Raw genomic sequence first — 25,935 nt, forward strand, 5'->3', positions numbered from 1 at the left:
TCAACGCCGCGCCCCATGCCGTGCGAACACGCGCCGCTTAATCCTTGAAGAATTGGCTGGCCTGGCTGTAGGGCATCGAGCGCTCGGTGAAAGTAAACGTGCCGGACTGGTACACCTCCCGCGCCGCGCGGTAAAACTCGCCATACGCCGCCAGCGCCATGGCCGAGCCCACGCTGATGCGCTTGACGCCCATCGCGCTCAACTGCGCCACACTGAGTTTCAGGCCGCCGGACATCAACACATTCACCGGTTTTGGGGCCACGGCCTTGACCACCGCCAGCACCTCCTCGGCACTGCGCAGCCCCGGCGCATAGAGCACGTCCGCACCGGCTTCGGCGTAGGCCTGCAGGCGGCGAATAGTGTCAGGCAAATCCAGGCGACCATGCAGGAGGTTTTCTGCACGGGCCGTCAGCATGAACGGGAATGGCAGGCTGCGCGCAGCAACGACCGCAGCTTCCACACGCTCGACGGAAAGGTCAAAGGAATAGATCGGGTCGACGGCGATACCCGTGGCATCTTCGATGGAGCCACCGACGATACCGCTGGCCGCCGCGCGCAAAATGGTCCGGGCGCAACCGTCGGGGGTGTCGCTGAAGCCGTTTTCGAGGTCAGCGGCCACCGGCAACGCGGTGGCCTTGGCGATCATCGTGGCGTTGACCAGGGTGTCTTCCAGGGACAGCGCCCCTTCGGCATCCGGGCGCCCCAGGCTGAACGCGTAGCCCGCGCTGGTGGTGGCCAGGGCTTCGAAGCCGAGGCTGGCGAGCATGATCGCCGAGCCTGCGTCCCACGGGTTGGGCATCACAAACGCACGATCGCGTGCATGCAGGGCCTTGAAGGTTTCGGCGCGAAGGGTTTGGGCATCCATGACTGACTCCTGGCGGGAAAAGGAGCCTTAGAGTAACCCCAGTTGCTGCGCGACGGGTTCGCGGTGCAAGGTCGGCAACGCGGGCAAGCCAGGCAAACGTGCCATCAGCTTGGTGTGAAAACGCAGCGCCAGTTGCGCGGCGAGGCGATTATCCGAGGTGTGCAGGAACACGTAGGGGGTGCGCCCCTCTTCGATCCAACCGGCGATCTTTTCCACCCACGGGATCAGGAAGGGGTCGTTGGCTTCAAGCTCGGGGTGGCCGATGAAGCGCACCTGGGGAAACAGCGTCAACGCCGCCGGACGCGGTGGTACCTTGGGTTTTTTCGCCTGGGCATGCAGCACCGCGGCCGAGGTGGATGTGCAACTGAACAGGGCGCGAGGGTCGAGGCAGATCCGTTCGACGCCACGGTCGCGCAGCAGGCGGTTGAGCATGCGCTCGGCATCGCCCTTGGCGAAGAATTGCGGGTGGCGCACTTCCACGGCCAGGGGGCGTTCCAGCCCGTCGATAAACCCGGCCAGTTCAGCGAGGCGCTGCGGCGAAAAGCTGGCCGACAATTGCAGCCACAGCGGCGAAACGCGCTCACCCAACGGGCTCATCAAGCCGACGAAACTGTGTGCCGCCGGCAGTTGCTCACGCAGGTCGCCACCGTGACTGATGTCACCGGGGAACTTGGCAGTGAAACGAAAATCCGCGGGCATGATCTCGGCCCAGCGCTGCACGGTGGCGGCTGACGGGCGCGCATAAAACGTGGTGTTGCCTTCCACCGCGTTGAAGACTTGCGAGTAGAGGGCGAGGTAATCGCTGGAACGGGCATCGACAGGGTACAGGTACTCGCGCCAGGCGTTTTCACTCCAGGACGGGCAACCGATGAAATAAGGCAGGCGCATCAGATGTGGATGTCGAGACCCAGCACTTCCATATCCCATTCGACAAAGCCGGCAGTGGTCAGGTAGCTGGCCAGGGCGGTGGCGACGCTTTTGCTCATGGAGCGCGGGAAGACCATGTCTTGCTGACGGGCAGGAAGACCGCTGGTACGCGCGTTTGCAGCGCCTTGGGGGCTGGACGCTTCGGACTGGACCTCGATGAAGTCCGGCGAATCCTCGACGGACTCGTCTACCGTGACGTTTGCCTTGCGCGGCTTACGCTTGAGGGGGTAGGACTGTGAGGAAAAGCCGTCTATACGCATCGATGCGAACTCGGTATCAGTAATGGCATTTTAGTGGCGCAATCCGTAGCGCGCAAATGCTCTGGTGATAACTAGAACACATAAATGGAAAAAGGTTTAAACGCCGGGGCAAATTCTGACGATTGGCGCGCTTTGGCCAAAAACACCCGTATTTTTGACGTCAAATTACCCCGCGTTCGGCCTTGGTCTGCGCCACTTTATCGCGCAGATACACCGGCGCCGCCTGGTCCGCAGCAATCGCTTCGCCGCGCTCGAACGCAAAGCGCGCCAGGGTCAGCAGGTCTTCGGCATGCGGCAACAGTGTGGCGTCCTGGCCAACCAGCGGCACACCGATGCGCTCGCCATAACCCCAGCCCGTACCGGCACCGAACCAATCACCGCTGGCATCGCTCGGCAACTCCGCCGCTTCGGGGGGCAGCACGGCCTCAACGCCTGCCAGGCGCATCTCGCCGTCGGTTTCGCGGTAGCAGCCCCAGTAGACTTCATCCATCCGCGCATCGATCGCCGCCGCCACTTGCCGTGCGCCGTGTTCACGCAACGCACGCTGGGCCAGCACGGCGAGGTTGGACACCGGCAACACCGGGCGCTCCAACGCAAAGGCCAGGCCCTGGACCACGCCGATGGCGATACGCACGCCGGTAAAGGCGCCCGGGCCACGGCCGAAGGCGATGGCGTCCACGGCCGACAGGCTCGTGCCGGCGTCCTCCAGCAGTTGCTTGATCATCGGCAACAGCTTCTGCGCGTGCAGGCGCGGGATCACCTCGTAGTGGCTGGTGACCTTGCCATCGTGCAGCAAGGCAACCGAGCAAGCTTCAGTCGCAGTGTCCAGGGCCAGCAGGGTGCTCATCGGTGTCGGTGTCCAAGTCGAAAAAAAGTGCGCCAGTATAAACAACAACGGCCCGCAAGCGGGCCGTTGTGCGTAAAGCCGATCGTTCGATCAGCTCAGTGCTTGCAGCACCTTGCCGGTGATCGCTTCCACCGAGCCGACGCCAGGGATGTGGCTGTACTTCGGCTTGCCTTGGGCAGCCGACAGCTTCTGGTAGAAATCCACCAGCGGCTTGGTCTGGGAATGGTAGACCGACAGGCGATGACGCACGGTTTCTTCGGTGTCGTCTTTACGCTGCACCAGGTCTTCACCGGTGACATCGTCCTTGCCTTCGACTTTCGGCGGGTTGTAGATGGTGTGGTACACGCGACCCGAGGCCTCGTGAACGCGGCGACCGGCGATACGCTGCACGATCTCTTCGTCTTCAACCGCGATTTCGACCACGGCGTCCAACTCGACACCCGCCGTCACCAGGGCTTCCGCCTGGGGAATGGTGCGTGGGAAGCCGTCGAACAGGAAGCCATTGGCGCAATCAGGTTGCGCGATACGGTCCTGGACCAGCGCGATGATCAGGTCATCGGAAACCAGACCGCCAGCATCCATGATGCTTTTGGCTTTAATGCCCAGCTCGGTGCCTGCTTTTACCGCAGCGCGCAGCATGTCACCGGTGGAGATTTGTGGAATGCCAAATTTTTCAGTGATGAACTTTGCCTGAGTACCTTTACCGGCCCCGGGAGCTCCCAGCAGAATGACGCGCATCGATGTGCTCCTCAATTTTTTATAGAGATGACGCTCGGATTCGCCGCGGGGGCCAATCTCGTAAAAATGTGGGTCCAGGCCGCCCAAACGGCCAAAGGCTGATCAAGATACACAGCAGGCCTTAACCACACAAGCCGCCAAAAGTAGGAAAAACCCGCACCACGCATGCGTCATAGGAGAGGTGTGCCTGAGTGCAACCCGCCCCCCTAAACGCCGACCGCCCTGTTAAGGGCGGCCGTCGTGGGTTATCTGCAAGCCGTTGAGCACACGCAAAAAACCTCAGCCTGTATTGCGCAAGCCGGCGGCGATACCGGCCACGGACACCAGCAACGCCTGTTCCAGAGGGCTGTCTTGTGCCGCTTCCTGGCGACGCGAGCGCGCCAGCAATTCGGCCTGCAACAGGTGCAAGGGGTCGAGGTAGGTGTTGCGCAGGCGGATGAACTCCAGGGTGTCCGGGCTATGGGCCAGCAGTTGCGACTGGCCAGTCAGGCCAAGCACCACCTGGCAGGCCTGCGACAATAGGTCGCGTAAATGCGCGCCCAACGGCAACAGCTCGGGCTGCACCAGGCGCTCGTCATAGAGCCGCGCGATATCGGCATCGGCCTTGGCCAGCACCATTTCCAGCATATCGATGCGGGTACGGAAGAACGGCCATTGCTCGCGCATCTGCCCCAGCAACTCGCCTTCCCCGCGCTCCAGCGCCTTGCTCAACGCCGCTTCCCAGCCGAGCCAGGCGGGCAGCATCAGGCGGGTCTGGGTCCAGCCGAAGATCCACGGGATCGCCCGCAGGCTTTCAATACCACCGGCACGGCGTTTGGCCGGGCGACTGCCCAAGGGCAGGCGCCCCAGCTCCTGCTCCGGGGTGGACTGGCGGAAATACTCGACGAATTGCGGATTTTCCCGCACCACCGCGCGGTAGGCGCTGACGCCGTCCGCTGCCAATTCATCCATCAAATGGCGCCAGGCCGGCTGCGGTGGCGGCGGCGGCAACAACGTCGCTTCCAACACCGCCGCCAGGTACAGATTGAGGTTCTGCTCGGCGATGTCCGGCAGGCCGAATTTGAAGCGGATCATTTCGCCTTGTTCAGTGGTGCGGAACCGCCCCGCCACCGAGCCCGGCGGTTGCGACAGAATCGCCGCGTGGGCCGGGCCGCCGCCTCGTCCGACGGTGCCGCCGCGACCATGAAACAACAGCAGTTCCACCTGTTGCTCGCGACAGATATCCACCAGACGTTCCTGCGCCCGGTACTGTGCCCAGGCGGCGGCGGTGGTGCCGGCGTCCTTGGCCGAGTCCGAGTAGCCGATCATCACTTCCTGCGGGCCTTGCAGCCGCGCGCGGTAACCCGGCAGCAGCAACAGTTTTTCGATCACCGGGCCGGCGTTGTCCAGGTCGGCCAGGGTTTCGAACAGCGGCGCCACGCGCATCGGCCGTTGCACGCCCGACTCTTTGAGCAACAGTTGCACCGCCAGCACATCCGACGCGGCGCCGGCCATGGAAATGACATACGAGCCCAGGGACGCGGCCGGGGCGGCGGCGATTTCGCGGCAGGTGTTCAACACCTCGGCGGTATCCGCCGACGGCTTGAAATAGCCCGGTAGCAGCGGTCGACGATTGACCAGTTCCTTCATCAGGAAGCCGATACGCATCTCTTCGTTCCAGTCTTCGTAACGCCCCAGACCGAGGTAATCGGTGATTTCGGTCATCGCCGCGGTGTGGCGGCTGGCGTCCTGGCGCACATCCAGGCGCACCAGGAACAGGCCAAAGGTGACGGCGCGGCGCAGGCAATCGAGCAACGGACCATCGGCGATCACGCCCATGCCGCACTCATGCAGCGACTGGTAGCACAGCTCCAGCGGGTCCAGCAGGTCGCGGTTGTGTTGCAGCACATCCGCCGGTGCCGGGATGGCCGCGCTCAATGCGGCTTGGGCCCATTGGCGGGTCGCCCGCAGGCGATCACGCAGTTGCTTGAGCAGCACGCGATACGGCTCGACGCTGTCGCCGACCTTGGCCTGCAACGCCGGGCTGGCCTGCTGCATCGACAGCTCCGAGGCCAACTGATCGATATCGCGCAAGTACAGATCGGCCGCCATCCAGCGCGCCAGCAGCAAGACTTCGCGGGTGACCGGCGCGGTGACATTCGGGTTGCCGTCACGGTCGCCGCCCATCCACGAGGCGAAGCGAATCGGCGCCGCTTCCAAAGGCAGGCGCAGGCCGGTGGCGGCCTGCAACGCATGGTCGGCCTTGCGCAGGTAATTCGGGATTGCCTGCCATAACGAGTGTTCGATCACCGCGAAGCCCCATTTGGCTTCATCCACGGGCGTGGGCCGGGTACGGCGGATTTCCTCGGTGTGCCAGGCCTCGGCGATCAGCCGTTGCAGGCGCTCGCGGATCTGTTCGCGCTCGGCGGTGGTGAGGTCACGGTGATCCTTCAGCGCCAGTTGCGCAGCAATCGCGTCGTATTTCTGGATCAGGGTGCGACGGGCCACTTCGGTGGGGTGCGCGGTGAGGACCAGTTCGATCTCCAGGCGCCCCAATTGACGGGCCAGGGATTCATTGCTGTGGCCTTCGCGTTGCAGGCGCGCCAACAACTCCGGCAACACCCGCGATTCGAAAGGCGCCGGTTGCGACTCATCGCGCCGATGAATCAACTGATACTGCTCGGCGATGTTGGCCAGGTTGAGGAACTGGTTGAAGGCCCGGGCGACCGGCAACAGTTCGTTTTCCTGCAGTTGGTTCAGACTGGCGCTGAGTTCCTCGCCCGCCGCCTGATCGGCCACCGCGCCACGCCGGTCAGCCTTGGCGCCTTTGCGGATCTGCTCGATCTTGTCGAGAAAATCATCGCCGTACTGCTCTCGAATGGTGTTGCCCAACAGTTCACCCAGCAGGTGAACATCCTCACGCAAGCGTGCATCGATATCACTCATCAGCCAATCTCCAGCCAGAAATCCGGGACGCGCAGGCCTTCCAGAGTGCCGCCCGCGTCACTTTCTGACAAGGCCAAGCACAAACCACTTTAAACCTTGTGGCTTACAGCTAGTCTCATGAGTGAGTCGCCGTGTTTATCCACGCTGGCGGCTGGTCACTCATCACCGCCCGTTACCCAGGGTTTTATTGAGGTTGCCATGAAAATTCGAGAACTGGCCCAACATTGGGAAGAAAACGCCAAGGGTCGCCTGACCAAGACGGAGTACGCGATCCATCTGGACGTGGAATCCGCCGCCCGCCTGGCGGCCATCGCGGAGATGTACCCCAAGCGCCACCCCGAAGAATTGCTCGGCGAGCTGATCGGCGCCGCCCTCGAAGAGCTGGAAACCAGCTTTCCGTACATCAAGGGCCAGCATGTGATTGCCACCGACGAAGAGGGTGATCCGTTGTATGAAGACGTTGGCCCCACCCCGCGGTTCCTGACATTGTCGCGCCGCTATCTGCACGACATGTCGGCCGGCGCCGACGAACCGAAGCACTGATCAGCCGTTCTTAAACACCCTCCATCCCGCGTATTTCCGGGCCTCACAAGGGCCCGGCATACCTCTGCGCGCGGCAAAAGTTCAAGCCAAAAAGCGCTGACCGATCAGTCAGGTATTTTTTCAGGCCAATAGCCATCTTCTCTGAACTTTTGAAAAAAGCCGCAGGTCACAACCAGTAAGCCATCACTTGGAACGGCCGTTTGAATAGGCGTTTCGTGCTTTACCGCCGGGCCCGCAGCCGCTGACCAGTGCGATGGATTTTGATGTTTTTGAGGCGTTATCCAATGGAGTTGAAGACGATGAAGACCAGCACTGCCAAATCCACGTTTAACCACCTGCGCGGGCTCAAACTGGCCGCGTTGGCCATCGGCACTAGCTTCGTCCTGGCGGGCTGCGCGGGCAACCCACCGACCGAGCAATACGCGGTGACTCAGTCTGCGGTCAACAGCGCAGTCAGCGCCGGCGGCACCGAGTTCGCCGCCGTGGAAATGAAGTCGGCCCAGGACAAGCTCAAGCAAGCCGAAATTGCCATGCACGACAAAAACTATGACGAAGCCCGTCGCCTGGCCGAGCAAGCCGAATGGGACGCCCGCGTCGCTGAGCGTAAAGCCCAGGCCGCCAAGGCCGAGCAGGCGGTGAAGGACTCGCAGAAAGCGGTTGATGAACTGCGCAAGGAAGGCATGCGCCCGGCTGCTATCCAACAGAAATAAGCCGCCGCCCCTTGGCTGCATCGCACCTGATATCGAATTGAAAGGACGACACGACTATGCGCAAACAATTGATGATCCCTGCCCTGCTGGCGATGAGCGTTGCTCTGGCAGCATGCTCCACTCCGCCGAACGCGAACCTGGAAAATGCACGGACCAACTTCTCGGCCCTGCAGTCCAACCCGCAAGCCACCAAAGTGGCGGCCCTGGAAACCAAGGACGCCAGCGAATGGCTGGACAAGGCTGACAAGGCTTACCGCGACAAGGAAGACCAGAAGAAAGTCGACCAATTGGCCTACCTGACCAACCAGCGCGTTGAAGTGGCCAAAGACACCATCGCGCTGCGCGAATCCGAAGCCAAACTGAAAAACGCCGGTGACGAGCGCGCCCGCGCCCTGCTCGATGCCCGCGATGCGCAGATCAAGCAACTGCAAGACAGCCTGAACGCCAAGCAGACCGAGCGTGGCACCCTGGTGACCTTCGGTGACGTGCTGTTTGCCACCAACAAGTCCGACCTGAAGTCCAACGGCCTGGTCAACATCACCAAACTGGCGCAGTTCCTGCGCGATAACCCGGACCGTAAAGTGATCGTCGAAGGCTACACCGACAGCACCGGTTCCGATTCGTACAACCAGAGCCTGTCCGAGCGCCGTGCGGCCTCCGTGCAGCGCGCACTGGCCCAGCAAGGCGTGGACATTTCGCGCATCGTGACCCAGGGCTATGGCAAGGAATACCCGGTGGCCGATAACGGCAGCGTTTCCGGGCGCGCCATGAACCGCCGCGTTGAAGTGACCATCTCCAACGACAACCAGCCGGTCAAGCCACGTTCGTCCGTCGCTTACTGATCGATGCTGGAAAAAAACCCACCTGAACGGTGGGTTTTTTTGCCTGTCAGCCGCCGATCTTACGACCGTTGTCGCTGTCCGGCATCATCGCTTCCATGCCTTGGCGCCCGGCCATCATCTTCTTCAGTTTCTCCATATCCAGTTGATCGCCGGAACCGCCAGAGCCCGAGGAATCGCCACCGCCCTGAGCACCGCTACTGCCCTGAGCACCGCCACCGCCCTGAGCACCGTTGCTGCCTTCCAGCTTCTCCAGAAGCTTCTTCATATCGGCGAGCATCTTACCCGGCTGCTGGCCAACCTCTTGCAAGCCCCCCTGATCAAGGCTGTTCTGCCCATTGACCATGCCCATTGCTCTATCGAGTGCACTGATAGCCATACCGCTCTCCCGGATTTTTTCGTAAGGATTGTTATCAGCAACGCTGACAAGCCAATCAGTGGCGTCTTACGCAAAACGGTTCCAGAAATTTCAGGCCGGGCGGTACTGCGCGCAGCGGTTTATTGCTGCAACTGTGGGGTTTCCTGACCGACACAACGCACGGCCTGCTTTTTGTTGTTCACCAGCACACCGCTGAGGCCTTTTTGCTCGGTATCGAACATCACCAGCACGCCATCGACGCATTGCGCCACTTGCGCCGCCGGGGTCAGGGAGATCTTGTAGTCCTCGCCGGGCACGGTCTTGAGCATGGTGAAGTCGCTGAGCAGCAACGCGTCTTCCGGTTTGGCGAAATGCAGGTAGCCATAAAACCACAGGCAGCCGACGGTGCCGATGATGGTGCCGATACCGGTGAGGATCAGCGGGATCATGTTGCGTTCTTCGCTCATTGCGGGCTCTCTGATGAGTCAACTTTAGGAATAGGGTAATTCGGAATCTCGCCCAGGCGACGCAGGCCGTTGAAGTGTTGCGGGTCGTCCAGATAACGCAGCATCACAGTTTGCCAGGTCTTGTCGGCAAAGGTCTGCACATGGCCGCCGCGGGTCAGTTGCAACACCCTGGGTGCAGGCGCGGCCTGATACAAGCGGATGCCATTGGACAGCGGCACGATCGGGTCATCGAGGCTGTGGAACAGCAGTTTCGGGACTCCGCTCAACTGGGGCATGCCATTGATCGCACTGTCGGCGTCGGGCACCAGCCAAGACAAGGGCACCTGAAACGGCCATGTTAACCAGGAGGTGCTCAGGGCGAATTGTCCTACATCACGATAACTGGCGGGCACGCCGTCCAGCACCAGGGCCTTGAGGTGGGCCTGCCGCTCGGGGTGGGCCGCCAGGTAATGCACGGCCAGCGCGCCGCCCAGGCTTTGGCCGAGGACGATCAACGGCTGGCCCTGGGTTTCGGGCGCCTTGTCGATCCAGCTGAAAGCCGCGTCGACGTCCTGATAGATCGCCGGCAGCGACGGCTTGCCTTGCGACAGCCCATAGCCGCGATAGTCCAGCAACAGCACTTGATAGCCCTGCTCCGGCAACCACCAACTGCCGCCCAGGTGCCAGGCCAGGTTGCCGCCGTTGCCGTGCAGGTGCAGCACCGTGCCCTTGAGCGGCACTCCCGGTTTGGCCGGCAGCCACCAGGCATGCAGCTTGACGCCATCGGCGGTGGTGAGCGTGACGTCGCGATACGCCAGGTGCGCCTTTTGCGGCGTGAACGGCAAGCCGGGCTCCGGGTAGAACAGCAGGGAGCTGCAGCCGTTCAGTGTGAGTAACAGGCAAAGAATGCCGAGGATTCTCATCCGTTGAAGCCTCGCTGATGGTCGAAATGTTCAGGCGTGTGCAGGTCCAACTGTGGGAGCACGCCCCTCCCACCTTGTTGGACCGGTTGGGTCAGTTCAGCCTTTACAGGATGTTGGAGTAATCCGCCTCGATCCGATCCAGGCTCAAATGGTTGAGGAAGTTGGAGAAACACATCCACGCCGCCAGGGCGTTCATGTCGCGGAACTGCTCCGGCAGGTATTTGGGCGGCACCACCAGGCCTTCGTCGATCAGTTGGCGCAGGGTACGCATGTCTTCCAGGGTGGTCTTGCCGCAGAACAGCAACGGCACTTGTTCCAGCTTGCCTTTGCGCACGGCCAGCTGGATGTAGTTGTAGACCATGATAAAGCCCTTGAGGTAGGACAAATCCTTGGTAAACGGCAGACCATTCGGCACCGAACCGCGAAACACCCGACTGGCGTTGCCGTAGCTCTCGGCCATTTCAAAACCTTGCTCGCGGAAGAACTCGAACACCTGCAGGAAATCGGCGCCCTCTTCCACCATGTGGATGGCACGGGTGCGGTTGGTCAGCTTGCGCAAGCGACTCGGGTAGGAGGCGAAGGTGATGATTTCCATCAGGATCGCCAGGCCTTCCTGGGTCACGGTCGACGATGGCGGGCCCTTGGACAGGAAGGTGCAGATCGGCTGGTTCAGGCCGTTGAGGGTGGTGCCCACATGCACCAGGCCTTCATGCACTTCGAGGGCGCGCACGTCGCGCTCGTTGAACATCGCATCGGCGCGGATCTTGATGTAGTCGGCCCCCGCCGCTGCGTCGGCGACGATGCCGTCGGACTCGAACACGCGGATGGTTTCCTCGGCCTCGCCAAACACCTTGTTCAGACGGGTTTGCAGCAGGCTGACCGCGTCCTTGGCGGTGAGGGTCTTGGCCTCGTCCTTCAGGTCGCCACGCACGTCGATATTGTTCAGGTAGTCGGAGAGCATCAGGCCGAGGTCGGCCAGGGTCGGGTCGCCGGCATGGAAGGCATCGGAGGCGGCGCCGTAGAGTTCCTGGGAAATCAGGCCGAAATCCTCGGTGCCGCGCGCTTCGAGCATACGCACCACCATGCGGTACTCCCGGCACATGCGGCGCATGATCTGCCCTACGGGGCTGAACTGGCCGAGGCGGCGGGTGATGTCGCGCTCGATGTTCTGGAACTCCAGCTTCACCGCGCTCGAATCGAACGACAGCGGCCGGTTCAGGTAGTAATCGCGGTCTACCGCGGGCATTGCCTTGCCCTTGGCCTTGAGGAAGCCTTGGCGAATGTTGTCGTCCCATTTCACTGCGTCGAGGACGCGGATCGGTGTTTGCGCCAGCACAATGCGATCGGACAAACTGCGTATCGTCTGCTGGTAATCGTCCACCCGGTACTTCCTCTTTAAACGTTATTTATCCGCACGCCGGTAGCGCGCAGCTTCAACGAACACATCGGCATTGGCCGGCTCATCCAGGTAGGCAAACACCTGATCCATCGGGCTGTCGACCAGTATGCCGGGGCCTTCCACGGTGTCCACGGTGCTGCCGTGCAACGACCGCTGCCCGATGGCCTGGTGAATTTGCTCGAGGTCGAGGTTATAGACCACCAATTCGTGCGTTTCGTCGAGTTCGAACCCCGCCAGAACGTAATGCCCACCGAGTTTGCCCGGCAACGGCGCCGACAGATACCAGCGATTGCCATGGCGCGAGACGCTGAACACGTACTCATCACGCTGGCCGGGCTTGGCCTGAGGGTAGCTCACGGCTTTGTAGCGGTGTTTGCCGGCGCGGCTGATCTGCAGGTTGAGCGGCTCGCCCCAGGCATTCTTGCTCGTCCATTGGCCCACCAGCGCAGCGGGCGCCGCCTCGCTGGCCGGCAGCGGTTCCTTGAAGGTCACCAGGCAACCGCTGAGGAAGAGGAACGACAAGGCGACGACCGCGACACGCCAGGCTTTCATTGGACACTCCCGGTGTCAGACCGAGGCCAACACCAAATGCATGTAACGCTTGAGGATCTCAAGCATGTCGTCAGCGCTCAGCGGCTCCGCGCCGTCCAGCAGGCCCTGATATTCCATCCGACCGATAATCGCCGTCAACACTTTGGCATCCTGTTGCGGCTCGCGCGAGCCCAATACCTGGAAAAACTGCCCGGTGCCTTGCAACAGGATCTGCTGGTGAGAACGCACCAGCTCGGCCAGACGCGGGTTGAGCAAGGCTTCCTGGCGAAAGGCCTGTTCGGCCATCAAGTACTCGCGACGATTGCTCAATTGGCGCTGCACGTAATCGACGGTCAACCGCGCAATGTCATCGGCCAGTTGCGAACGCGACTCCGGGCTGCCATCGCCATACGCGACCATCTCGCGCAACAAGCCTTCGTTACGCACCCACAGCTTGCCCATGAATGCGGCGCTGCGCTCGACGTATTGGGCGAAGGTATCGGTGAGCAGGTCATCGATGTCCTTGAAGTAATAGGTGGTCGCCGACAGGGGCACCCCTGCTTCCGCCGCCACGGCACGGTGACGCACGGCTCGCACGCCATCACGCACCACGATCCGCATGGCGGCATCGAGAATATCTTGCCTGCGTTGCTCGCTGCCCCGACGACTGGCCTTGCGGCCCTGGTACTGGACACTTTCAGCCACGGCAGCGGCAATGCCAGCGGCTCCTTCCTGAGCGATTACGCGGTTCACGACACACATCCTTGAAAAGATCAAAACCTGGCGCTGTTTGCTTGACGCTTATTTACGCCACATAAAAAAGCCGCCTTATAAAAGGCGGCTTCGGATTTCGCTACGGTTACGCTTGTGGCCGCATATGCGGGAACAAGATCACGTCGCGGATCGACGGCGAGTTGGTCAGCAACATCACCAGGCGGTCGATGCCGATGCCTTCGCCCGCGGTCGGCGGCATGCCGTACTCCAGGGCGCGCACGAAGTCGGCGTCGTAGTGCATGGCTTCGTCGTCGCCGGCGTCCTTGTCGGCCACCTGGGCCATGAAGCGCTCGGCCTGGTCTTCCGCGTCGTTGAGCTCGGAGTAGGCGTTGGCGATTTCGCGGCCGCCGATGAACAGTTCGAAACGGTCGGTGACGTTCGGGTTGTCATCGTTGCGACGGGCCAGCGGCGACACTTCGAACGGGTACTGGGTAATGAAGTGCGGCTGTTCCAGTTTGTGTTCCACCAGCTCTTCGAAAATCATCACCTGCAGCTTGCCCAGGCCTTCGAAGCCCAGCACCTTGGCGCCGGCTTTCTTGGCGATGGCGCGGGCCTTGTCGATGTCGGTCAGGTCGTCGGCGGTCAGCTCAGGGTTGTACTTGAGGATCGAGTCGAATACCGACAGCCGCACGAACGGCTCGCCGAAGTGGAACACCTTGTCGCCATACGGCACGTCGGTGCTGCCCAGGACCAGTTGCGCGAGTTCGCGGAACAGTTCTTCGGTCAGGTCCATGTTGTCTTCGTAGTCGGCGTAGGCCTGGTAGAACTCCAACATGGTGAACTCAGGGTTGTGCCGGGTCGAGACGCCTTCGTTGCGGAAGTTGCGGTTGATCTCGAAGACTTTTTCGAAGCCGCCGACCACGAGGCGCTTGAGGTACAGCTCCGGCGCGATCCGCAGGTACATGCCCATGTCCAACGCGTTGTGGTGGGTTTCGAACGGCTTGGCTGCGGCACCACCGGGGATGGTCTGCAGCATCGGCGTTTCCACTTCCAGGAAGTCACGCTTCATCAGGAAGGCGCGGGTGTGGGCAATCACTTGCGAACGCACGCGGAAGGTGTGGCGCACGTCTTCGTTGACGATCAGGTCAACGTAGCGCTGGCGATAACGCTGCTCGGTGTCGGACAGGCCGTGGTGCTTGTCCGGCAGCGGGCGCAGGGATTTGGTCAGCAGGCGCACGCTGGTCATTTCAACGTACAGGTCGCCCTTGCCGGAACGGGCCAGGGTGCCTTCGGCGGCGATGATGTCGCCCAGGTCCCAGGTTTTCACGGCGGCCAGGGTTTCTTCCGGCAGGGTCTTGCGGTTGACGTAGACCTGGATGCGCCCGGACATGTCCTGGATCACCATGAACGAGCCACGGTTGAGCATGATGCGACCTGCCACCTTGACCGGGATCGCAGCCTCTGCCAGCTCTTCCTTGGTCTTGTCCGCGTACTGTTTCTGCAAGTCTTCGCAGTAGGCATCGCGGCGGAAGTCGTTGGGGAAGGCATTGCCCTTGGCGCGCTCGGCAGCAAGCTTTTCCTTGCGCAGGGCGATCAGGGAGTTTTCTTCCTGTTGCAGGGCTTGCGGGTCGAGTTGTTGGTCGCTCATGTCTTTAAATTTTCCATCACAGGTTCGTTGCCCCCGCCACTGGCGGGGGACTTGAGGTCGGGCTGGCGGTTTACAGCCCCGATTTCAGGCTGGCTTCCAGGTATTCGTCGATGTCGCCGTCGAGCACCTTGTCGCAGTCGCTGCGTTCGATGTTAGTGCGCAGATCCTTGATCCGCGACGCGTCCAGAACATAGGAACGGATCTGGTGACCCCAGCCGATATCCGACTTGGTGTCTTCCAACGCCTGGGAAGCGGCGTTGCGCTTCTGCATTTCCTGCTCGTACAACTTGGCCCGCAGCATTTTCATGGCGGTGTCCTTGTTCGCGTGCTGGGAACGTTCGTTCTGGCAACTGACCACGGTGTTGGTCGGCACGTGGGTGATACGTACCGCCGAGTCGGTGGTGTTTACGTGTTGGCCACCGGCACCGGAGGAGCGATAGGTGTCGATCCGCAGGTCGGCCGGGTTGATCTCGATTTCCACCTTGTCGTCGATCTCGGGCGAGACGAACACCGCGCAGAACGAGGTGTGGCGACGATTGCCGGAGTCGAACGGGCTCTTGCGCACCAGGCGATGCACACCGATCTCGGTACGCAGCCAGCCGAAGGCGTATTCACCCTTGATGTGAACGGTGGCGCCTTTGATGCCGGCGACTTCACCGGCCGACAGCTCCATGATGGTCGCGTCGAAACCGCGTTTGTCGGCCCAGCGCAGGTACATCCGCAGCAGGATGTTGGCCCAGTCCTGGGCTTCGGTGCCGCCGGAACCGGCCTGGATGTCCAGGTAGGCGTTGTTCGGGTCCATTTCGTGGCTGAACATGCGGCGGAATTCAAGCTTGGCGAGGTTTTCCTCGAGACGGGCCAGCTCGGCGACGACATCGCCTACCGCGCCTTCGTCGTTTTCTTCGACAGCCATGTCCAGCAGGTCGCGGCAATCGGCCAGACCGGTGTTCAGTTCGTCGAGGGTGTCGACGATCTGCGCCAGCGCTGCGCGCTCGCGGCCCAGTTCCTGGGCGTATTCGGGTTTGTTCCAGACACTCGGATCTTCAAGCTCGCGATTGACTTCGGTCAGACGCTCATGCTTTTGATCGTAGTCAAAGATACCCCCGAATAGTTTCGGAGCGCTCGGACAGGTCCTTGATGGTGTTAAGGATCGGGTTGATTTCCATGGCGGGCAGCACTCGTTGGCGAACTTTTGAAAGCCGACGAGTATAACGACAAACAGGCGCAAACGGCAGCCCGCTTGGCGAAAAGGCAGGCCCAAGAACCATGAAAATCCACTGTGAGAGGGCGCTTGCCCCCGATGGCGGTGTGTCAGCCCTACACCCGGTGACTGTCACACCGCCATCGGGGGGCAAGTCGAGTCGTCGCGCCGCCCCTCGCACATGTGGACCTGCACTGGCCTCGGATCACTCGATACCGACTTGATTGCGCCCGTTGTTCTTGGCCGTATACAGCCCCTTGTCCGCCGCCATGATCAACTGGCGGCAATCGGTGCCTTGCACCGGTGTCATGGTCGACAGGCCGATGCTGATGGTCAGGCTCGCACCCTCGGCCGGGGCGATGTGCGGGATTTTCAGGGCGGCGACGGCCATGCGCAGTTTTTCGGCGACCAGCCGTGCGCCACCCGGCGAAGTGTTCGGCAGCACCAGGGCGAACTCTTCGCCGCCGTAGCGCGCCGGCAGGTCCGAAGGCCGGCTGCTGGCTTCGCGGATGCTGGCGGCAACCTTGCGCAGGGCTTCGTCGCCTTCAACGTGGCCGAAGCTGTCGTTGTAGGTCTTGAAGAAGTCCACGTCGATCATCAGCAGCGACAATTGGGTCTGGTCCCGCATGGCGCGGCGCCATTCCAGTTCCAGGTATTCGTCGAAATGCCGGCGGTTGGACAGCCCGGTGAGGCCGTCGGAGTTCATCAGCCGTTGCAATACCAGATTGGTGTCCAACAGTTGCTGCTGGCTGACGCGCAGCGCGCGATAGGCCGCGTCACGCTGCAACAGGGTCATGTAGGAGCGCGAGTGATAGCGGATACGCGCCACCAGTTCGATGTTGTCCGGCAGCTTGACCAGATAATCGTTGGCCCCGGCCGAGAACGCCGCGCTTTTGATCAGTGGGTCTTCCTTGGTGGAAAGCACGATGATCGGGATGTTCTGCGTGGCCGGGTGGTTGCGGTATTCGCGCACCAGCGTCAGGCCATCCAGGCCGGGCATCACCAGGTCCTGCAGAATCACCGTGGGTTTGATGCGGATCGCCTGGGCGATGGCCTGGTGCGGGTCGGCGCAAAAGTGGAAGTCGATGTTTTCTTCATGGGCCAGGCCACGCCGCACGGCTTCGCCGATCATGGCCTGGTCGTCGACCAGCAACACCATGGCGGCATTTTCGTCGGTCTTGATGCCGTCGATCTGTAAATCATTCATCTGCAATCACCTGAATTACTGCCCGCAAACCAGCACCGCCGGGGATATTGATCATTTTGCAAATACCTCCAGCAGTCGGGGCGCAATTCTGTCCAGTGGGCGAATTTCAACAGCAGCGTCAATCGCCGCCGCCGCTTTGGGCATGCCATACACCGCCGAACTCTGCTGGTCCTGGGCGATGGTCAGATATCCTTGGTCCCGCATTAATTTGAGCCCCTGGGCTCCGTCGCGACCCATGCCGGTCAGCAGCACGCCGACGGCATCACCATTCCAGTGGCTGGCCACACTTTCGAAAAACACATCGATGGATGGCCGGTAAATCTCGTTCACCGGCTCGGCTGTATAGGCTAGCGTGCCATTTTTCAACAGACGAATGTGGTGATTGGTGCCAGCCAGCAGCACGACCCCGCTTTGTGGCGGCTCCCCCTCGCGGGCCAGGCGCACCGGCAGGCCGGAGGCGCTGCTCAGCCACTCGGCCATGCCGGCGGCGAACACCTGGTCCACATGCTGCACCAGCACGATGGCGGCGGGAAAGTCCCGGGGCAGGCCCTTGAGCAGGACTTCCAGGGCCGCCGGGCCGCCAGCCGAAGAACCGATCGCCACCAGGCTCTGGCGTTTGCCGGTGCTGCGCGGCGGCGCGGTTTCGGCGCGCACACGGCTGCCGCGCTGGCCGATCAGCCAGCCAATATTGAGGATCTTGCGCAACAACGGCGCGGCGGCATCCTTGGGATTACCGACGCCCAGGGCCGGCGTATCCACCACATCCAGGGCGCCATGGCCCATGGCTTCGAACACCCGGCTGACATTGGCCTGGCGGTCGACGGTGACGATCACAATCGCGCACGGGCTCTCGGCCATGATCCGCCGGGTGGCTTCCACGCCGTCCATCACCGGCATAATCAGGTCCATCAGGATCAGGTCCGGGGTCAATTCGGCGCAACGTTGCACCGCTTCCAGGCCATTACTGGCTACCCACACCACTTGGTGCGCGGGCTCGAAGCTCACGGCGCGGCGTAACGCCTCCACAGCCATGGGCATGTCATTGACGATTGCAATCCTCATGCCCGCGCGCCTCCGATCAGTTCCACCACGGCATCAAGGAGGGCGTCATCGTGGAAACTGGCTTTGGCCAGATAGTAATCGGCGCCGGCGTCGAGTCCACGGCGTCGGTCTTCTTCGCGGTCCTTGTAGGACACCACCATCACCGGCAACGATTGCAGGCGAGCATCCCGGCGCAAGAGTGTGACCAATTCGATCCCGTCCATACGAGGCATATCAATATCAGTGATGAGCAGGTCGAAGTCCTCGGAGCGCAAGGCGTTCCAGCCGTCCATGCCATCGACGGCGACGGCCACTTCATAACCGCGGTTAAGCAGCAATTTACGTTGCAACTCACGCACGGTGAGCGAATCGTCCACCACCAGCACGCGTTTGCGCGGGGCTTCGGCGGCCTGCTGGCTGCGCCGGGCGATACGCTCCAGGCGGCCGGTATTGAGCAGCTTGTCCACCGAACGCAGCATATCTTCGACGTCGACGATCAACACCACCGAGCCATCGTCCAGCAACGCCCCGGCGGAAATATCCTGGACCTTGCCCAACCGATCATCCAGCGGCAGCACCACCAACGTGCGTTCGCCGATAAAACGCTCCACGGCAATGCCATACACCGCATCGCGCTCGCGGATCACCACCACCTTCAACGTCTCGTCATTACCTTGCCCCGGCGGGCGCTGCAACAGTTGGCTGGCGGCGACCAGGCCGACATGCCGGCCTTCGTGCCAGAAATGCTGGCGGCCTTCGAGCTGCACAATGTCGTCGGGCGCCAGGTCGCACATGCGCTCGATATGCGCCAGCGGGAAGGCATAGGCTTCTTCGCCGACTTCCACCACCAGGCTGCGCACCACCGACAGGGTCAACGGCACTTCCAGATGGAAACGACTGCCCTGCCCCGCCGCTTGCTCCAGCACCACCGCGCCGCGCAGTTGGCGGACCATATGCTGCACCGCATCCAGGCCGACGCCGCGCCCGGAGACTTCGGTGACCTTGTCGCGCAGGCTGAAGCCCGGCAGGAACAGGAACGTCAGCAACTCCTCCTCGCTGAGGTTCAAGGCGGTTTCCACCGTCGACAGATGCCGATCAACGATCGTGCCACGCAGGCGTTCGAGGTCGACACCATTCCCGTCGTCGCTCAGCTCCAGCACCAGCAAACCGGCCTGGTGGGAGGCCCGCAAGCGGATCAAGCCTTCGGCCGGCTTGCCCGCCAGCAGGCGTTGTTCCGGCGTTTCGATGCCGTGGTCGACGGCATTGCGCAATAAGTGGGTGAGCGGCGCTTCGAGCTTCTCCAGCACATCACGGTCGACCTGGGTCTTTTCGCCCTCGATCTCCAGGCGCACCTGCTTGCCCAGGCTGCGGCCGAGGTCGCGCACCATGCGGACCTGGCCGGCGAGCACATCGGCAAACGGGCGCATGCGGCAGGCCAGCGCGGTGTCGTAAAGCACCTGGGCGCGTTGCCCGGCCTGCCAGCCGAACTCATCGAGCTCAGCGGTTTTTTCCGCCAGCAGGGCTTGGGCTTCGCTCAGCAAGCGGCGGGCATCGGCCAGGGACTCCTGGGCTTCCAGGCTCAAGTCGAGGGTCTTGAGGTGACCATCGAGGTGGTCCAGCGCACGCACACCGTTACCCTGCACACGCTTGAGGCGTTGCAGGCTGGCCAGGTATGGCTTGAGTCGCTGGGTTTCGACCAGGGATTTGCTCGACAGGTCCAGCAGGCTGTTCAAACGCTCGGCGGTCACACGCAGTACGCGCTCGCCGCCTTCGGTCATGCGCTTGTTCTGACGCAGCGGTTCGCTGCCGAGGGACGGCGCAGGCTCGGGTTCGGCGGGCAGTGCTTCAATCAGCGGAGTGGGCGCTGGAGCAGGCGCAGTTGGCGGAGGCGCCACCTTGGCGGTGGGCTGCGACGGGTCGAGCAGGCGCTCCATCAAGGCCACATACGCCTCGACATCCGCCGGCCCCACGGTATTGCCCGGCGTGGCGATACGCATCAGCAGGTCGGTACCTTGCAACAGCGCGTCGATGTGTTCCGGCTGCAGATACAGGCGACTTTCCTGGGCGCTGACCAGGCAATCCTCCATGACATGGGACACGCTGACCCCGGCGTCCACCCCGACAATCCGCGCCGCGCCTTTGAGCGAGTGCGCGGCGCGCATGCAGGCTTCGAGCTGGTCGGCCTGGGTCGGGTTGCGCTCCAGGGCCAGCAGGCCCGCGCTCAGTATCTGGGTCTGGGCATCGGCTTCCAGGCTGAACAATTCCAGCAGCGAGGCATCGCGCATCTGGTCGGGGGTCATGTGAGGCTCCGGGTCACGGCAGACAGCAACTGAGCCTCGTCCAGCCAACGCAGGCTACGGCCCTTCCACTGCAACACGCCCTGAGTGAAGCGGCCGCTGGCCTGGGTGCCGGAGGCTGACGCCGCCGTCAAAGTACGCTCGTCGATGGCATGGATACCGTCGACTTCATCCACCGGCACCACCACCGGGCCATCCTGCGCGGCGATGATCAACATGCGCGGCATGATGCGCCCGCCCGGCGTGCCGTGGCTGATGGCGTCCAGGCCCAACAGCTCGACCAGCGACAGGCACGCCACCAGCGCGCCGCGCACGTTCGCCACGCCAAGCAATGCACGGGAACGTTGGTGCGGCAGGGAATGGATCGGGTGCAGGGTTGCCACTTCCACCAGGCATCGGGTGGCGATCCCCAGCCATTCTTCGCCGAGGCGGAATATCAGCAGGGAACGGGTGACGATGTCTTCGTTCGCCTGGGTATCGGCGACCGGGCGATGATCGTCCTGCTGCAACGCATAGCGATCCAGCAAGCGGGTAGCCGCGGCGGAGTACGCCGAGCAGTTGCGGCAGTGGATATGGTCCGCCAGCAACGGGCAGGACTTGTCGCCGTGAATGCCGATCCGGTTCCAGCAATCGTCGATGGCCTGGGTGTCGTCCATCGTCAGGGCCAGGCCCGCAGTGTCGAGCGCGTTGGGGCTACTCATGGTTTTTGCTCACTGTCAGCTCGCTACGCGCGGCCCGCGCCTGCAACCGACGCGCCGCCGCAATGTCGCCCTGGGCTTCGAGCAACGCGGCCAGCTGCATCAGGGCCTGCGGGTGCTGCGGTTCCAGGTACAAGGCTTTTCGATAAAACCCCTGGGCGTCCAGGGCGTTGCCGGCCACATCGCTGAGCAGCCCCAACCAGTAAAACACCTGGGCGGCCGGCGGGTGTTGACTTAAATAACGCTCGCAGGCGGCACGGGCCTCGGCGCTTTTGCCTTCGTTGGCCAGGGTCGCGATCTGGCTGAGCAGGTCGCCAGCCTCCGACGCCGGCGCCTTGATCGGCACCACCTGGGCGTTGAGCGTGCTGAACGGTCGCGGCTTGGGCCGGACCGCTGCGATGCTGCGTCGAGGTGCGGGCGCGGGTATCGGCACGAATACCGGCTCAGGCTTGACCGGCTCGGTGTGCCGGCTGAATGCAAACGACTGCGGCACGCCGATCGAACGCATGCCATGACGCCCCAACAGGCTGCCTTCGGCCGGGCCGATAAACAGCACGCCGTCCACGTGGGTCAGGTTCTTGAGCACGTCGAACACTTGTTTTTGCGTGGGTTGGTCGAAATAGATCAGCAGGTTGCGGCAAAACACAAAGTCGTAGCTCGGCTCATTGGCGAGCAACCCCGGGTCCAGCAGGTTGCCGACTTGCAGGCGCACCTGTTCGCGCACGCGGTCTTCGATGCGATAACCATCGGCCTGCTCGGTGAAGTGGCGGTCGCGAAATTCAAGGTCGCCGCCGCGAAACGAGTTGCGGCCATACACGCCGCGCTGGGCACGCTCCACCGACAGCGGGCTGACGTCCATGCCCTGCACCTTGAACTGGTGCGGCGCCAGGCCGGCATCGAGCAAGGCCATGGCGATCGAATAGGGTTCTTCGCCGGTGGAACAGGGCAGGCTGAGGATGCGCAGCGCGCGCAACTGGTTGATCTCGGCCAGGCGCGCCTTGGCCAGACGGGCCAGGGTCGCGAAGGATTCGGGGTAACGGAAAAACCAGGTCTCGGGCACGATCACCGCTTCGATCAGCGCTTGCTGTTCGTCCTGGGAGTGCTGCAGGTGCTGCCAGTACTCATCCGCCGTGTGGGCCGCGACGGCCTGGCTGCGCTGGCGCACGGCGCGTTCGATGATGGCTTCGCCCACCGAGGCCACGTCCAGGCCAATGCGTTCCTTCAAGAAGGCAAAGAAGCGCGGGTCGTTGCTCATAGGCTCGGCTCGGCAGAAAACAGCAAGGCGCGCACGTCATCGGTGAGCATATCTGCGACGCCGATCCATTGCATCAAGCCCAAAGCATCTTCGCGCACCGGCCCCAGGTAGGGCGCCAGGGGATTGTCCAGGCCGTAGGGCTTGAACTCCGCCGGGTCGCAACGCAGGGTTTCGGTGGCCTGCTCCAGAATCAGTCCCAGCCAACGCGCCTCGAGCCAGGGCTCAGGTTTATAGTTGACCAGCACCAGCCGCGTGCTGGTCCGCGCCTGGGCCGGCTCGCCGAAGGTCAAGGCACTGAGGTCGATGACCGGCACCATCGCGCCGCGGTGGGCAAAGATACCCGCCACCCACAGCGGTGCATGGGCGATGGGTTTGAGCGGCAGGCGCGGCAGCACTTCGGCCACTTCGGTGGCCTTGAGGGCATACCGTTCGTGGCCGATGTGGAACACCAGGAACAACGCCTTTTTTGCTGCCGGGACGACGCCGTGTTTAGCCGCGAGGTCGCTCATCAGACTTTGAAACGCGACACGCCGCTGCGCAGACCGACCGCAACCTGGCTCAGTTCATCAATGGCAAAGCTGGCCTGGCGCAGGGACTCCACGGTCTGGCTGCTGGCATCGCCCAATTGCACCAGCGCGTGGTTGATCTGCTCGGCCCCGGTGGCCTGGGCCTGCATGCCTTCGTTGACCATCAACACCCGCGGCGCCAGGGCCTGGACCTGGTGGATGATCTGCGACAGTTGCTCGCCCACTTGCTGCACTTCGAACATGCCCCGGCGCACTTCTTCGGAGAACTTGTCCATGCCCATCACCCCGGCGGACACCGCCGACTGGATCTCGCGCACCATCTGCTCGATGTCGTAGGTGGCCACGGCGGTCTGGTCGGCCAGGCGGCGCACTTCAGTGGCCACCACGGCAAAACCGCGGCCGTACTCACCGGCCTTCTCGGCCTCGATGGCAGCATTGAGGGACAACAGGTTGGTCTGGTCGGCAACCTTGACGATGGTCACCACCACCTGGTTGATGTTGCCGGCCTTCTCGTTAAGGATCGCCAGCTTGGCGTTGACCAGCTCAGCCGCGCCCATCACCGAGTGCATGGTTTCTTCCATGCGCGCCAGGCCTTGCTGGCCGGAACCGGCGGCGACCGAGGCCTGGTCGGCGGCGGTGGAAACTTCGGTCATGGTGCGGACCAGGTCCTTGGAAGTGGCGGCGATCTCCCGCGAAGTAGCGCCGATCTCGGTGGTGGTCGCCGCGGTTTCCGTGGCCGTGGCCTGTTGTTGCTTGGAGGTGGCGGCAATCTCGGTGACCGAGGTAGTCACCTGCACCGACGAACGCTGAGCCTGGGACACCAGGGCGGTCAGTTCGGTCATCATGTCGTTGAAGCCGGTTTCGACCGCGCCGAATTCGTCCTTGCGCTCCAGGTTCAAGCGCTTGCTCAGGTCACCGGTACGCATGACGTCGAGGATCTCGACGATACGCTGCATCGGCGCCATGATTGCGCGCATCAACAGCAGACCGCACAGGCCGGCGGCGAAGATGGCGATAATCAGCGAAACCGCCATGCTGAGCTTGGCCGACAGCACCGACTCGTCGATGGCCGAAGTGGCGCGGTCAGACATGCTCTTGTTTTCGGTGATGATGTCATTGAGCTTCATGCGCCCTTCGATCCAGATCGGCGTCAATTGCTCTTCGACCAGGACGCTCGCACCCGGCAAATCATTGGCTTCAATGCGCGCCAGCACCTCGGCGAGGGCCTTGTTGTAGTTGATATGCGCCGCCTTGAAGTTATCGAACTCCATGCGATCAGCCTGGCTGTTGACGGTTTTTTCGTAATTGGCGATCTGCTGTTCAATACGCGCTTCGAAAGACTTGAAGTCCGTCTTATCGGCACTGGTGAGGGTTTTATCTGCGCGCAGGCCGATGATATCGATGGTCAGCAGATAGCTGTCGACCCATGCGCTGCGGATCATCGAACTGAGGTAAACCCCCGGTACCGCATCGTCCCGGACCGATTCCTGGCTGACTTCGATCTTCAGCAACCGCGAGTAGGACACCACAACCATCAGCAGCATGATCGCGACAATGACCGCAAAGCTCGCCAAAATCCGCTGGCGCAAGGTCCAATTCTTCACAGTGTTTCCTCGAAGAGCCATTCAAATGGGGGGGAGTATAGCTGAGCACAAGCCTTCATTTATCAATGGGTTTCGACGTGGTGCCCACAGAATGCAAAAACATCCCTGAAGGTAATTACAGAACCAACCTACAAAAACCCGCGAAGCGTCCGACTACCGGGCTTTTCTCGCCGAGCCTAGCGTGCAGGTCCCTGCTAACAAAAGGACACGGCTGGCATGCGCCGTTATTTCATTACCCGAGGAGCCAAGACCACCGCTGGCGGGACCGTCGTCGGCGGTTTGACGGGCTTTTGCATCACCCAAGTGGATATCGCCCTTGAAGGTCATGAGGTGCTTTGCCCGGTGTGCAAAACCACCGGGGTCATAGTTTGTGTTGGCCCGCGCCTGGAGCAGTGGGCACGAGGACGACGGGTGGCGCTCTCGGACGATCTCTGCCGCTGTAAATGCGACCCGCCCCCGCGCCTGCTGACCGACCAGTTCGAGCGGTTTCAGACCCTTACATCGATCAACGCATGACCTTCGTGCTCAAGGCCGCGGCGCAATTTGACAAGCTGTTAAATAGCGGTGAGCGGCATCGAATCGAACAAGCGCTGGATGACGTCGCTGAAGGTCGGGGCATGCGATGAACCGGCTCTCACAAGTAAACTGGCGACATGCCGCACTTGTATTGTTCGCTGCCGCACTACTGGTAGGGATGATACGTTTCTTCACCAGTACGCCAGAAATCGCACTGATGCTTGGGGAGCCTTGGGAAGACATGTGTCAGCGCTCCAGTGCAGCAATCGCCCCTGCTATTCCCGGAGAAATATGGGGGAGGCTACCAAAGTCCGATGCGCGCCTACGCTTTATAGACCCTCAATATGGATTCGTTACCCCGCCTGCCCGCTTCCTCGCGGTAAGTTTCGACAACGAGCGCGTTGGTAGTATCCGCATGTCCCCCCAAATCGAACCGCTATTGCTCGATGACACCCTCAACGTCGTGCTGTATTTGCAAAAACAATGGAGCAATGCCGGCTGGCTGCCCATCCGAGTCGCCTCCAACCCTCCATTCGCCGACACACCTGAATGGCGTGCTCGATTGCGAAATGTGAACCGGGGTGGCAAGTCTTACTGGCGGGCAGAAAACAAATACCAAGTCATGTTGGTAGTTGGGCGCTTCAAGGACTATCAGCATCCCACAGAAGAGCGGTACCTCATTACACTGGAATTATCCAGGCCGTGGGGGCTGCCATAAATAGATTTGTTAAATCGTTTCCACAGAACGTGAGAACGATCTTCATCGTGCGCAGGCATGCCTAGAGGGTGGCCTGAGGCACCCTTTTCACAGAACCAACCTACAGCGTCCGACTACCAGGCTTTTCTCGCCGAGCCTAGCGTGCTGGTCCCTGCTAACAAAAGGACATCGCTGGCATGCGCCGCTATTTCATTACCC

26 protein-coding genes are annotated in these 25,935 nt (G+C 62.1%); 5 read left to right on the forward strand and 21 right to left on the reverse strand.

What is annotated here, in order from left to right:
• Nucleotides 1–37: 37 nt before the first annotated feature.
• The 6 genes from INT12_RS04795 to ppc form a co-directional block, all read right to left on the reverse strand.
• Complete coding sequence (locus INT12_RS04795; protein WP_193039381.1) at nt 38–865, reverse strand: isocitrate lyase/PEP mutase family protein; 828 nt, start codon at nt 863–865, stop codon at nt 38–40.
• A 27-nt stretch (nt 866–892) separates the two neighbouring features.
• Complete coding sequence (locus tag INT12_RS04800) at nt 893–1,753, reverse strand: DUF72 domain-containing protein (protein ID WP_193039380.1); 861 nt, start codon at nt 1,751–1,753, stop codon at nt 893–895.
• On the reverse strand, nt 1,753–2,052 hold the full coding sequence (locus tag INT12_RS04805) for a hypothetical protein (RefSeq protein WP_017844710.1): 300 nt from the start codon (nt 2,050–2,052) through the stop codon (nt 1,753–1,755). The genes INT12_RS04800 and INT12_RS04805 overlap by 1 nt, the downstream gene beginning before the upstream one ends.
• Before the next feature lie 160 nt (nt 2,053–2,212).
• Entirely contained in the window at nt 2,213–2,899 is a 687-nt protein-coding gene (tsaB, locus tag INT12_RS04810) for a tRNA (adenosine(37)-N6)-threonylcarbamoyltransferase complex dimerization subunit type 1 TsaB (protein ID WP_126585656.1), read from the reverse strand.
• A 90-nt stretch (nt 2,900–2,989) separates the two neighbouring features.
• The gene (gene adk, locus INT12_RS04815; protein ID WP_017844708.1) at nt 2,990–3,637 is read right to left on the reverse strand and encodes an adenylate kinase; all 648 of its coding nucleotides are present in this window, start codon (nt 3,635–3,637) and stop codon (nt 2,990–2,992) included.
• A gap of 279 nt (nt 3,638–3,916) precedes the next feature.
• On the reverse strand, nt 3,917–6,562 hold the full coding sequence (gene ppc / locus INT12_RS04820) for a phosphoenolpyruvate carboxylase (protein WP_193039378.1): 2,646 nt from the start codon (nt 6,560–6,562) through the stop codon (nt 3,917–3,919).
• Between the two features lie 198 nt (nt 6,563–6,760).
• Here ppc and INT12_RS04825 point away from each other — a divergent pair, with 198 nt between their 5' ends.
• From INT12_RS04825 to INT12_RS04835, 3 genes are all read left to right on the forward strand, one after another.
• On the forward strand, nt 6,761–7,105 hold the full coding sequence (locus tag INT12_RS04825; RefSeq protein ID WP_017844706.1) for a hypothetical protein: 345 nt from the start codon (nt 6,761–6,763) through the stop codon (nt 7,103–7,105).
• Between the two features lie 284 nt (nt 7,106–7,389).
• Nucleotides 7,390–7,815, forward strand: coding sequence for a DUF4398 domain-containing protein (locus INT12_RS04830; protein WP_026139763.1), 426 nt, complete (start codon nt 7,390–7,392; stop codon nt 7,813–7,815).
• A 56-nt stretch (nt 7,816–7,871) separates the two neighbouring features.
• Complete coding sequence (locus tag INT12_RS04835; protein WP_017844704.1) at nt 7,872–8,657, forward strand: OmpA family protein; 786 nt, start codon at nt 7,872–7,874, stop codon at nt 8,655–8,657.
• A 46-nt stretch (nt 8,658–8,703) separates the two neighbouring features.
• Here the strand turns inward: INT12_RS04835 and INT12_RS04840 are convergent, their stop codons facing one another.
• From INT12_RS04840 to INT12_RS04910, 15 genes are all read right to left on the reverse strand, one after another.
• The gene (locus INT12_RS04840) at nt 8,704–9,033 is read right to left on the reverse strand and encodes a hypothetical protein (RefSeq protein WP_193039377.1); all 330 of its coding nucleotides are present in this window, start codon (nt 9,031–9,033) and stop codon (nt 8,704–8,706) included.
• Nucleotides 9,034–9,152: 119 nt separating this feature from the next.
• On the reverse strand, nt 9,153–9,479 hold the full coding sequence (locus tag INT12_RS04845) for a hypothetical protein (RefSeq protein ID WP_017844702.1): 327 nt from the start codon (nt 9,477–9,479) through the stop codon (nt 9,153–9,155).
• The gene (locus tag INT12_RS04850) at nt 9,476–10,381 is read right to left on the reverse strand and encodes an alpha/beta hydrolase (RefSeq protein WP_046490139.1); all 906 of its coding nucleotides are present in this window, start codon (nt 10,379–10,381) and stop codon (nt 9,476–9,478) included. Before INT12_RS04850 ends, INT12_RS04845 begins: the two co-directional genes overlap by 4 nt.
• Before the next feature lie 103 nt (nt 10,382–10,484).
• Entirely contained in the window at nt 10,485–11,762 is a 1,278-nt protein-coding gene (locus INT12_RS04855; protein ID WP_017844700.1) for a flavohemoglobin expression-modulating QEGLA motif protein, read from the reverse strand.
• Nucleotides 11,763–11,783: 21 nt separating this feature from the next.
• Entirely contained in the window at nt 11,784–12,332 is a 549-nt protein-coding gene (locus INT12_RS04860; RefSeq protein WP_193039376.1) for a hypothetical protein, read from the reverse strand.
• Nucleotides 12,333–12,347: 15 nt separating this feature from the next.
• Nucleotides 12,348–13,064, reverse strand: coding sequence for a TetR/AcrR family transcriptional regulator (locus INT12_RS04865; RefSeq protein ID WP_193039375.1), 717 nt, complete (start codon nt 13,062–13,064; stop codon nt 12,348–12,350).
• Between the two features lie 106 nt (nt 13,065–13,170).
• Complete coding sequence (lysS, locus tag INT12_RS04870; protein WP_046490136.1) at nt 13,171–14,673, reverse strand: lysine--tRNA ligase; 1,503 nt, start codon at nt 14,671–14,673, stop codon at nt 13,171–13,173.
• 70 nt (nt 14,674–14,743) lie between these two features.
• A protein-coding gene (prfB, locus tag INT12_RS04875) for a peptide chain release factor 2 (protein ID WP_098100956.1) occupies nt 14,744–15,839 on the reverse strand; the annotation gives its coding sequence in 2 pieces (ribosomal slippage) (nt 14,744–15,766 and nt 15,768–15,839; 1,095 coding nt in all).
• Between the two features lie 240 nt (nt 15,840–16,079).
• Entirely contained in the window at nt 16,080–17,081 is a 1,002-nt protein-coding gene (locus tag INT12_RS04880) for a response regulator (RefSeq protein WP_017844695.1), read from the reverse strand.
• Between the two features lie 51 nt (nt 17,082–17,132).
• Nucleotides 17,133–18,143: a chemotaxis response regulator protein-glutamate methylesterase gene (locus tag INT12_RS04885; protein ID WP_026139760.1), complete on the reverse strand. Its 1,011-nt coding sequence runs from the start codon at nt 18,141–18,143 to the stop codon at nt 17,133–17,135.
• The gene (locus INT12_RS04890) at nt 18,140–20,422 is read right to left on the reverse strand and encodes a hybrid sensor histidine kinase/response regulator (RefSeq protein ID WP_102617366.1); all 2,283 of its coding nucleotides are present in this window, start codon (nt 20,420–20,422) and stop codon (nt 18,140–18,142) included. The genes INT12_RS04885 and INT12_RS04890 overlap by 4 nt, the downstream gene beginning before the upstream one ends.
• Complete coding sequence (locus tag INT12_RS04895; protein WP_193039373.1) at nt 20,419–21,120, reverse strand: chemotaxis protein CheW; 702 nt, start codon at nt 21,118–21,120, stop codon at nt 20,419–20,421. Before INT12_RS04895 ends, INT12_RS04890 begins: the two co-directional genes overlap by 4 nt.
• Entirely contained in the window at nt 21,113–22,372 is a 1,260-nt protein-coding gene (locus INT12_RS04900) for a CheR family methyltransferase (protein ID WP_193039372.1), read from the reverse strand. Before INT12_RS04900 ends, INT12_RS04895 begins: the two co-directional genes overlap by 8 nt.
• Nucleotides 22,369–22,881: a chemotaxis protein CheW gene (locus INT12_RS04905; protein WP_017844690.1), complete on the reverse strand. Its 513-nt coding sequence runs from the start codon at nt 22,879–22,881 to the stop codon at nt 22,369–22,371. The genes INT12_RS04900 and INT12_RS04905 overlap by 4 nt, the downstream gene beginning before the upstream one ends.
• Nucleotides 22,881–24,503: a methyl-accepting chemotaxis protein gene (locus tag INT12_RS04910; protein WP_017844689.1), complete on the reverse strand. Its 1,623-nt coding sequence runs from the start codon at nt 24,501–24,503 to the stop codon at nt 22,881–22,883. Before INT12_RS04910 ends, INT12_RS04905 begins: the two co-directional genes overlap by 1 nt.
• 216 nt (nt 24,504–24,719) lie before the next feature.
• Here INT12_RS04910 and INT12_RS04915 point away from each other — a divergent pair, with 216 nt between their 5' ends.
• Together INT12_RS04915 and INT12_RS04920 are read left to right on the forward strand one after the other, a co-directional pair.
• Entirely contained in the window at nt 24,720–25,019 is a 300-nt protein-coding gene (locus INT12_RS04915) for a PAAR domain-containing protein (protein ID WP_193039371.1), read from the forward strand.
• A 106-nt stretch (nt 25,020–25,125) separates the two neighbouring features.
• Complete coding sequence (locus INT12_RS04920) at nt 25,126–25,737, forward strand: hypothetical protein (protein ID WP_193039370.1); 612 nt, start codon at nt 25,126–25,128, stop codon at nt 25,735–25,737.
• Nucleotides 25,738–25,935 lie beyond the last annotated feature (198 nt).

The organism is Pseudomonas sp. K8 (assembly GCF_014889455.1).
Lineage (GTDB): Bacteria > Pseudomonadota > Gammaproteobacteria > Pseudomonadales > Pseudomonadaceae > Aquipseudomonas > Aquipseudomonas veronii.

Bases quoted from the DNA above. Each gene is read 5' to 3' on its own strand.
- INT12_RS04795 (WP_193039381.1), bottom strand. From the start codon at position 865: ATGGATGCCCAAACCCTTCGCGCCGAAACCTTCAAGGCCCTGCATGCA.
- INT12_RS04800 (WP_193039380.1), bottom strand. From the start codon at position 1,753: ATGCGCCTGCCTTATTTCATCGGTTGCCCGTCCTGGAGTGAAAACGCC.
- INT12_RS04805 (WP_017844710.1), bottom strand. From the start codon at position 2,052: ATGCGTATAGACGGCTTTTCCTCACAGTCCTACCCCCTCAAGCGTAAG.
- tsaB (WP_126585656.1), bottom strand. From the start codon at position 2,899: ATGAGCACCCTGCTGGCCCTGGACACTGCGACTGAAGCTTGCTCGGTT.
- adk (WP_017844708.1), bottom strand. From the start codon at position 3,637: ATGCGCGTCATTCTGCTGGGAGCTCCCGGGGCCGGTAAAGGTACTCAG.
- ppc (WP_193039378.1), bottom strand. From the start codon at position 6,562: ATGAGTGATATCGATGCACGCTTGCGTGAGGATGTTCACCTGCTGGGT.
- INT12_RS04825 (WP_017844706.1), top strand. From the start codon at position 6,761: ATGAAAATTCGAGAACTGGCCCAACATTGGGAAGAAAACGCCAAGGGT.
- INT12_RS04830 (WP_026139763.1), top strand. From the start codon at position 7,390: ATGGAGTTGAAGACGATGAAGACCAGCACTGCCAAATCCACGTTTAAC.
- INT12_RS04835 (WP_017844704.1), top strand. From the start codon at position 7,872: ATGCGCAAACAATTGATGATCCCTGCCCTGCTGGCGATGAGCGTTGCT.
- INT12_RS04840 (WP_193039377.1), bottom strand. From the start codon at position 9,033: ATGGCTATCAGTGCACTCGATAGAGCAATGGGCATGGTCAATGGGCAG.
- INT12_RS04845 (WP_017844702.1), bottom strand. From the start codon at position 9,479: ATGAGCGAAGAACGCAACATGATCCCGCTGATCCTCACCGGTATCGGC.
- INT12_RS04850 (WP_046490139.1), bottom strand. From the start codon at position 10,381: ATGAGAATCCTCGGCATTCTTTGCCTGTTACTCACACTGAACGGCTGC.
- INT12_RS04860 (WP_193039376.1), bottom strand. From the start codon at position 12,332: ATGAAAGCCTGGCGTGTCGCGGTCGTCGCCTTGTCGTTCCTCTTCCTC.
- lysS (WP_046490136.1), bottom strand. From the start codon at position 14,673: ATGAGCGACCAACAACTCGACCCGCAAGCCCTGCAACAGGAAGAAAAC.
- INT12_RS04880 (WP_017844695.1), bottom strand. From the start codon at position 17,081: ATGAATGATTTACAGATCGACGGCATCAAGACCGACGAAAATGCCGCC.
- INT12_RS04885 (WP_026139760.1), bottom strand. From the start codon at position 18,143: ATGAGGATTGCAATCGTCAATGACATGCCCATGGCTGTGGAGGCGTTA.
- INT12_RS04890 (WP_102617366.1), bottom strand. From the start codon at position 20,422: ATGACCCCCGACCAGATGCGCGATGCCTCGCTGCTGGAATTGTTCAGC.
- INT12_RS04895 (WP_193039373.1), bottom strand. From the start codon at position 21,120: ATGAGTAGCCCCAACGCGCTCGACACTGCGGGCCTGGCCCTGACGATG.
- INT12_RS04900 (WP_193039372.1), bottom strand. From the start codon at position 22,372: ATGAGCAACGACCCGCGCTTCTTTGCCTTCTTGAAGGAACGCATTGGC.
- INT12_RS04905 (WP_017844690.1), bottom strand. From the start codon at position 22,881: ATGAGCGACCTCGCGGCTAAACACGGCGTCGTCCCGGCAGCAAAAAAG.
- INT12_RS04915 (WP_193039371.1), top strand. From the start codon at position 24,720: ATGCGCCGTTATTTCATTACCCGAGGAGCCAAGACCACCGCTGGCGGG.
- INT12_RS04920 (WP_193039370.1), top strand. From the start codon at position 25,126: ATGAACCGGCTCTCACAAGTAAACTGGCGACATGCCGCACTTGTATTG.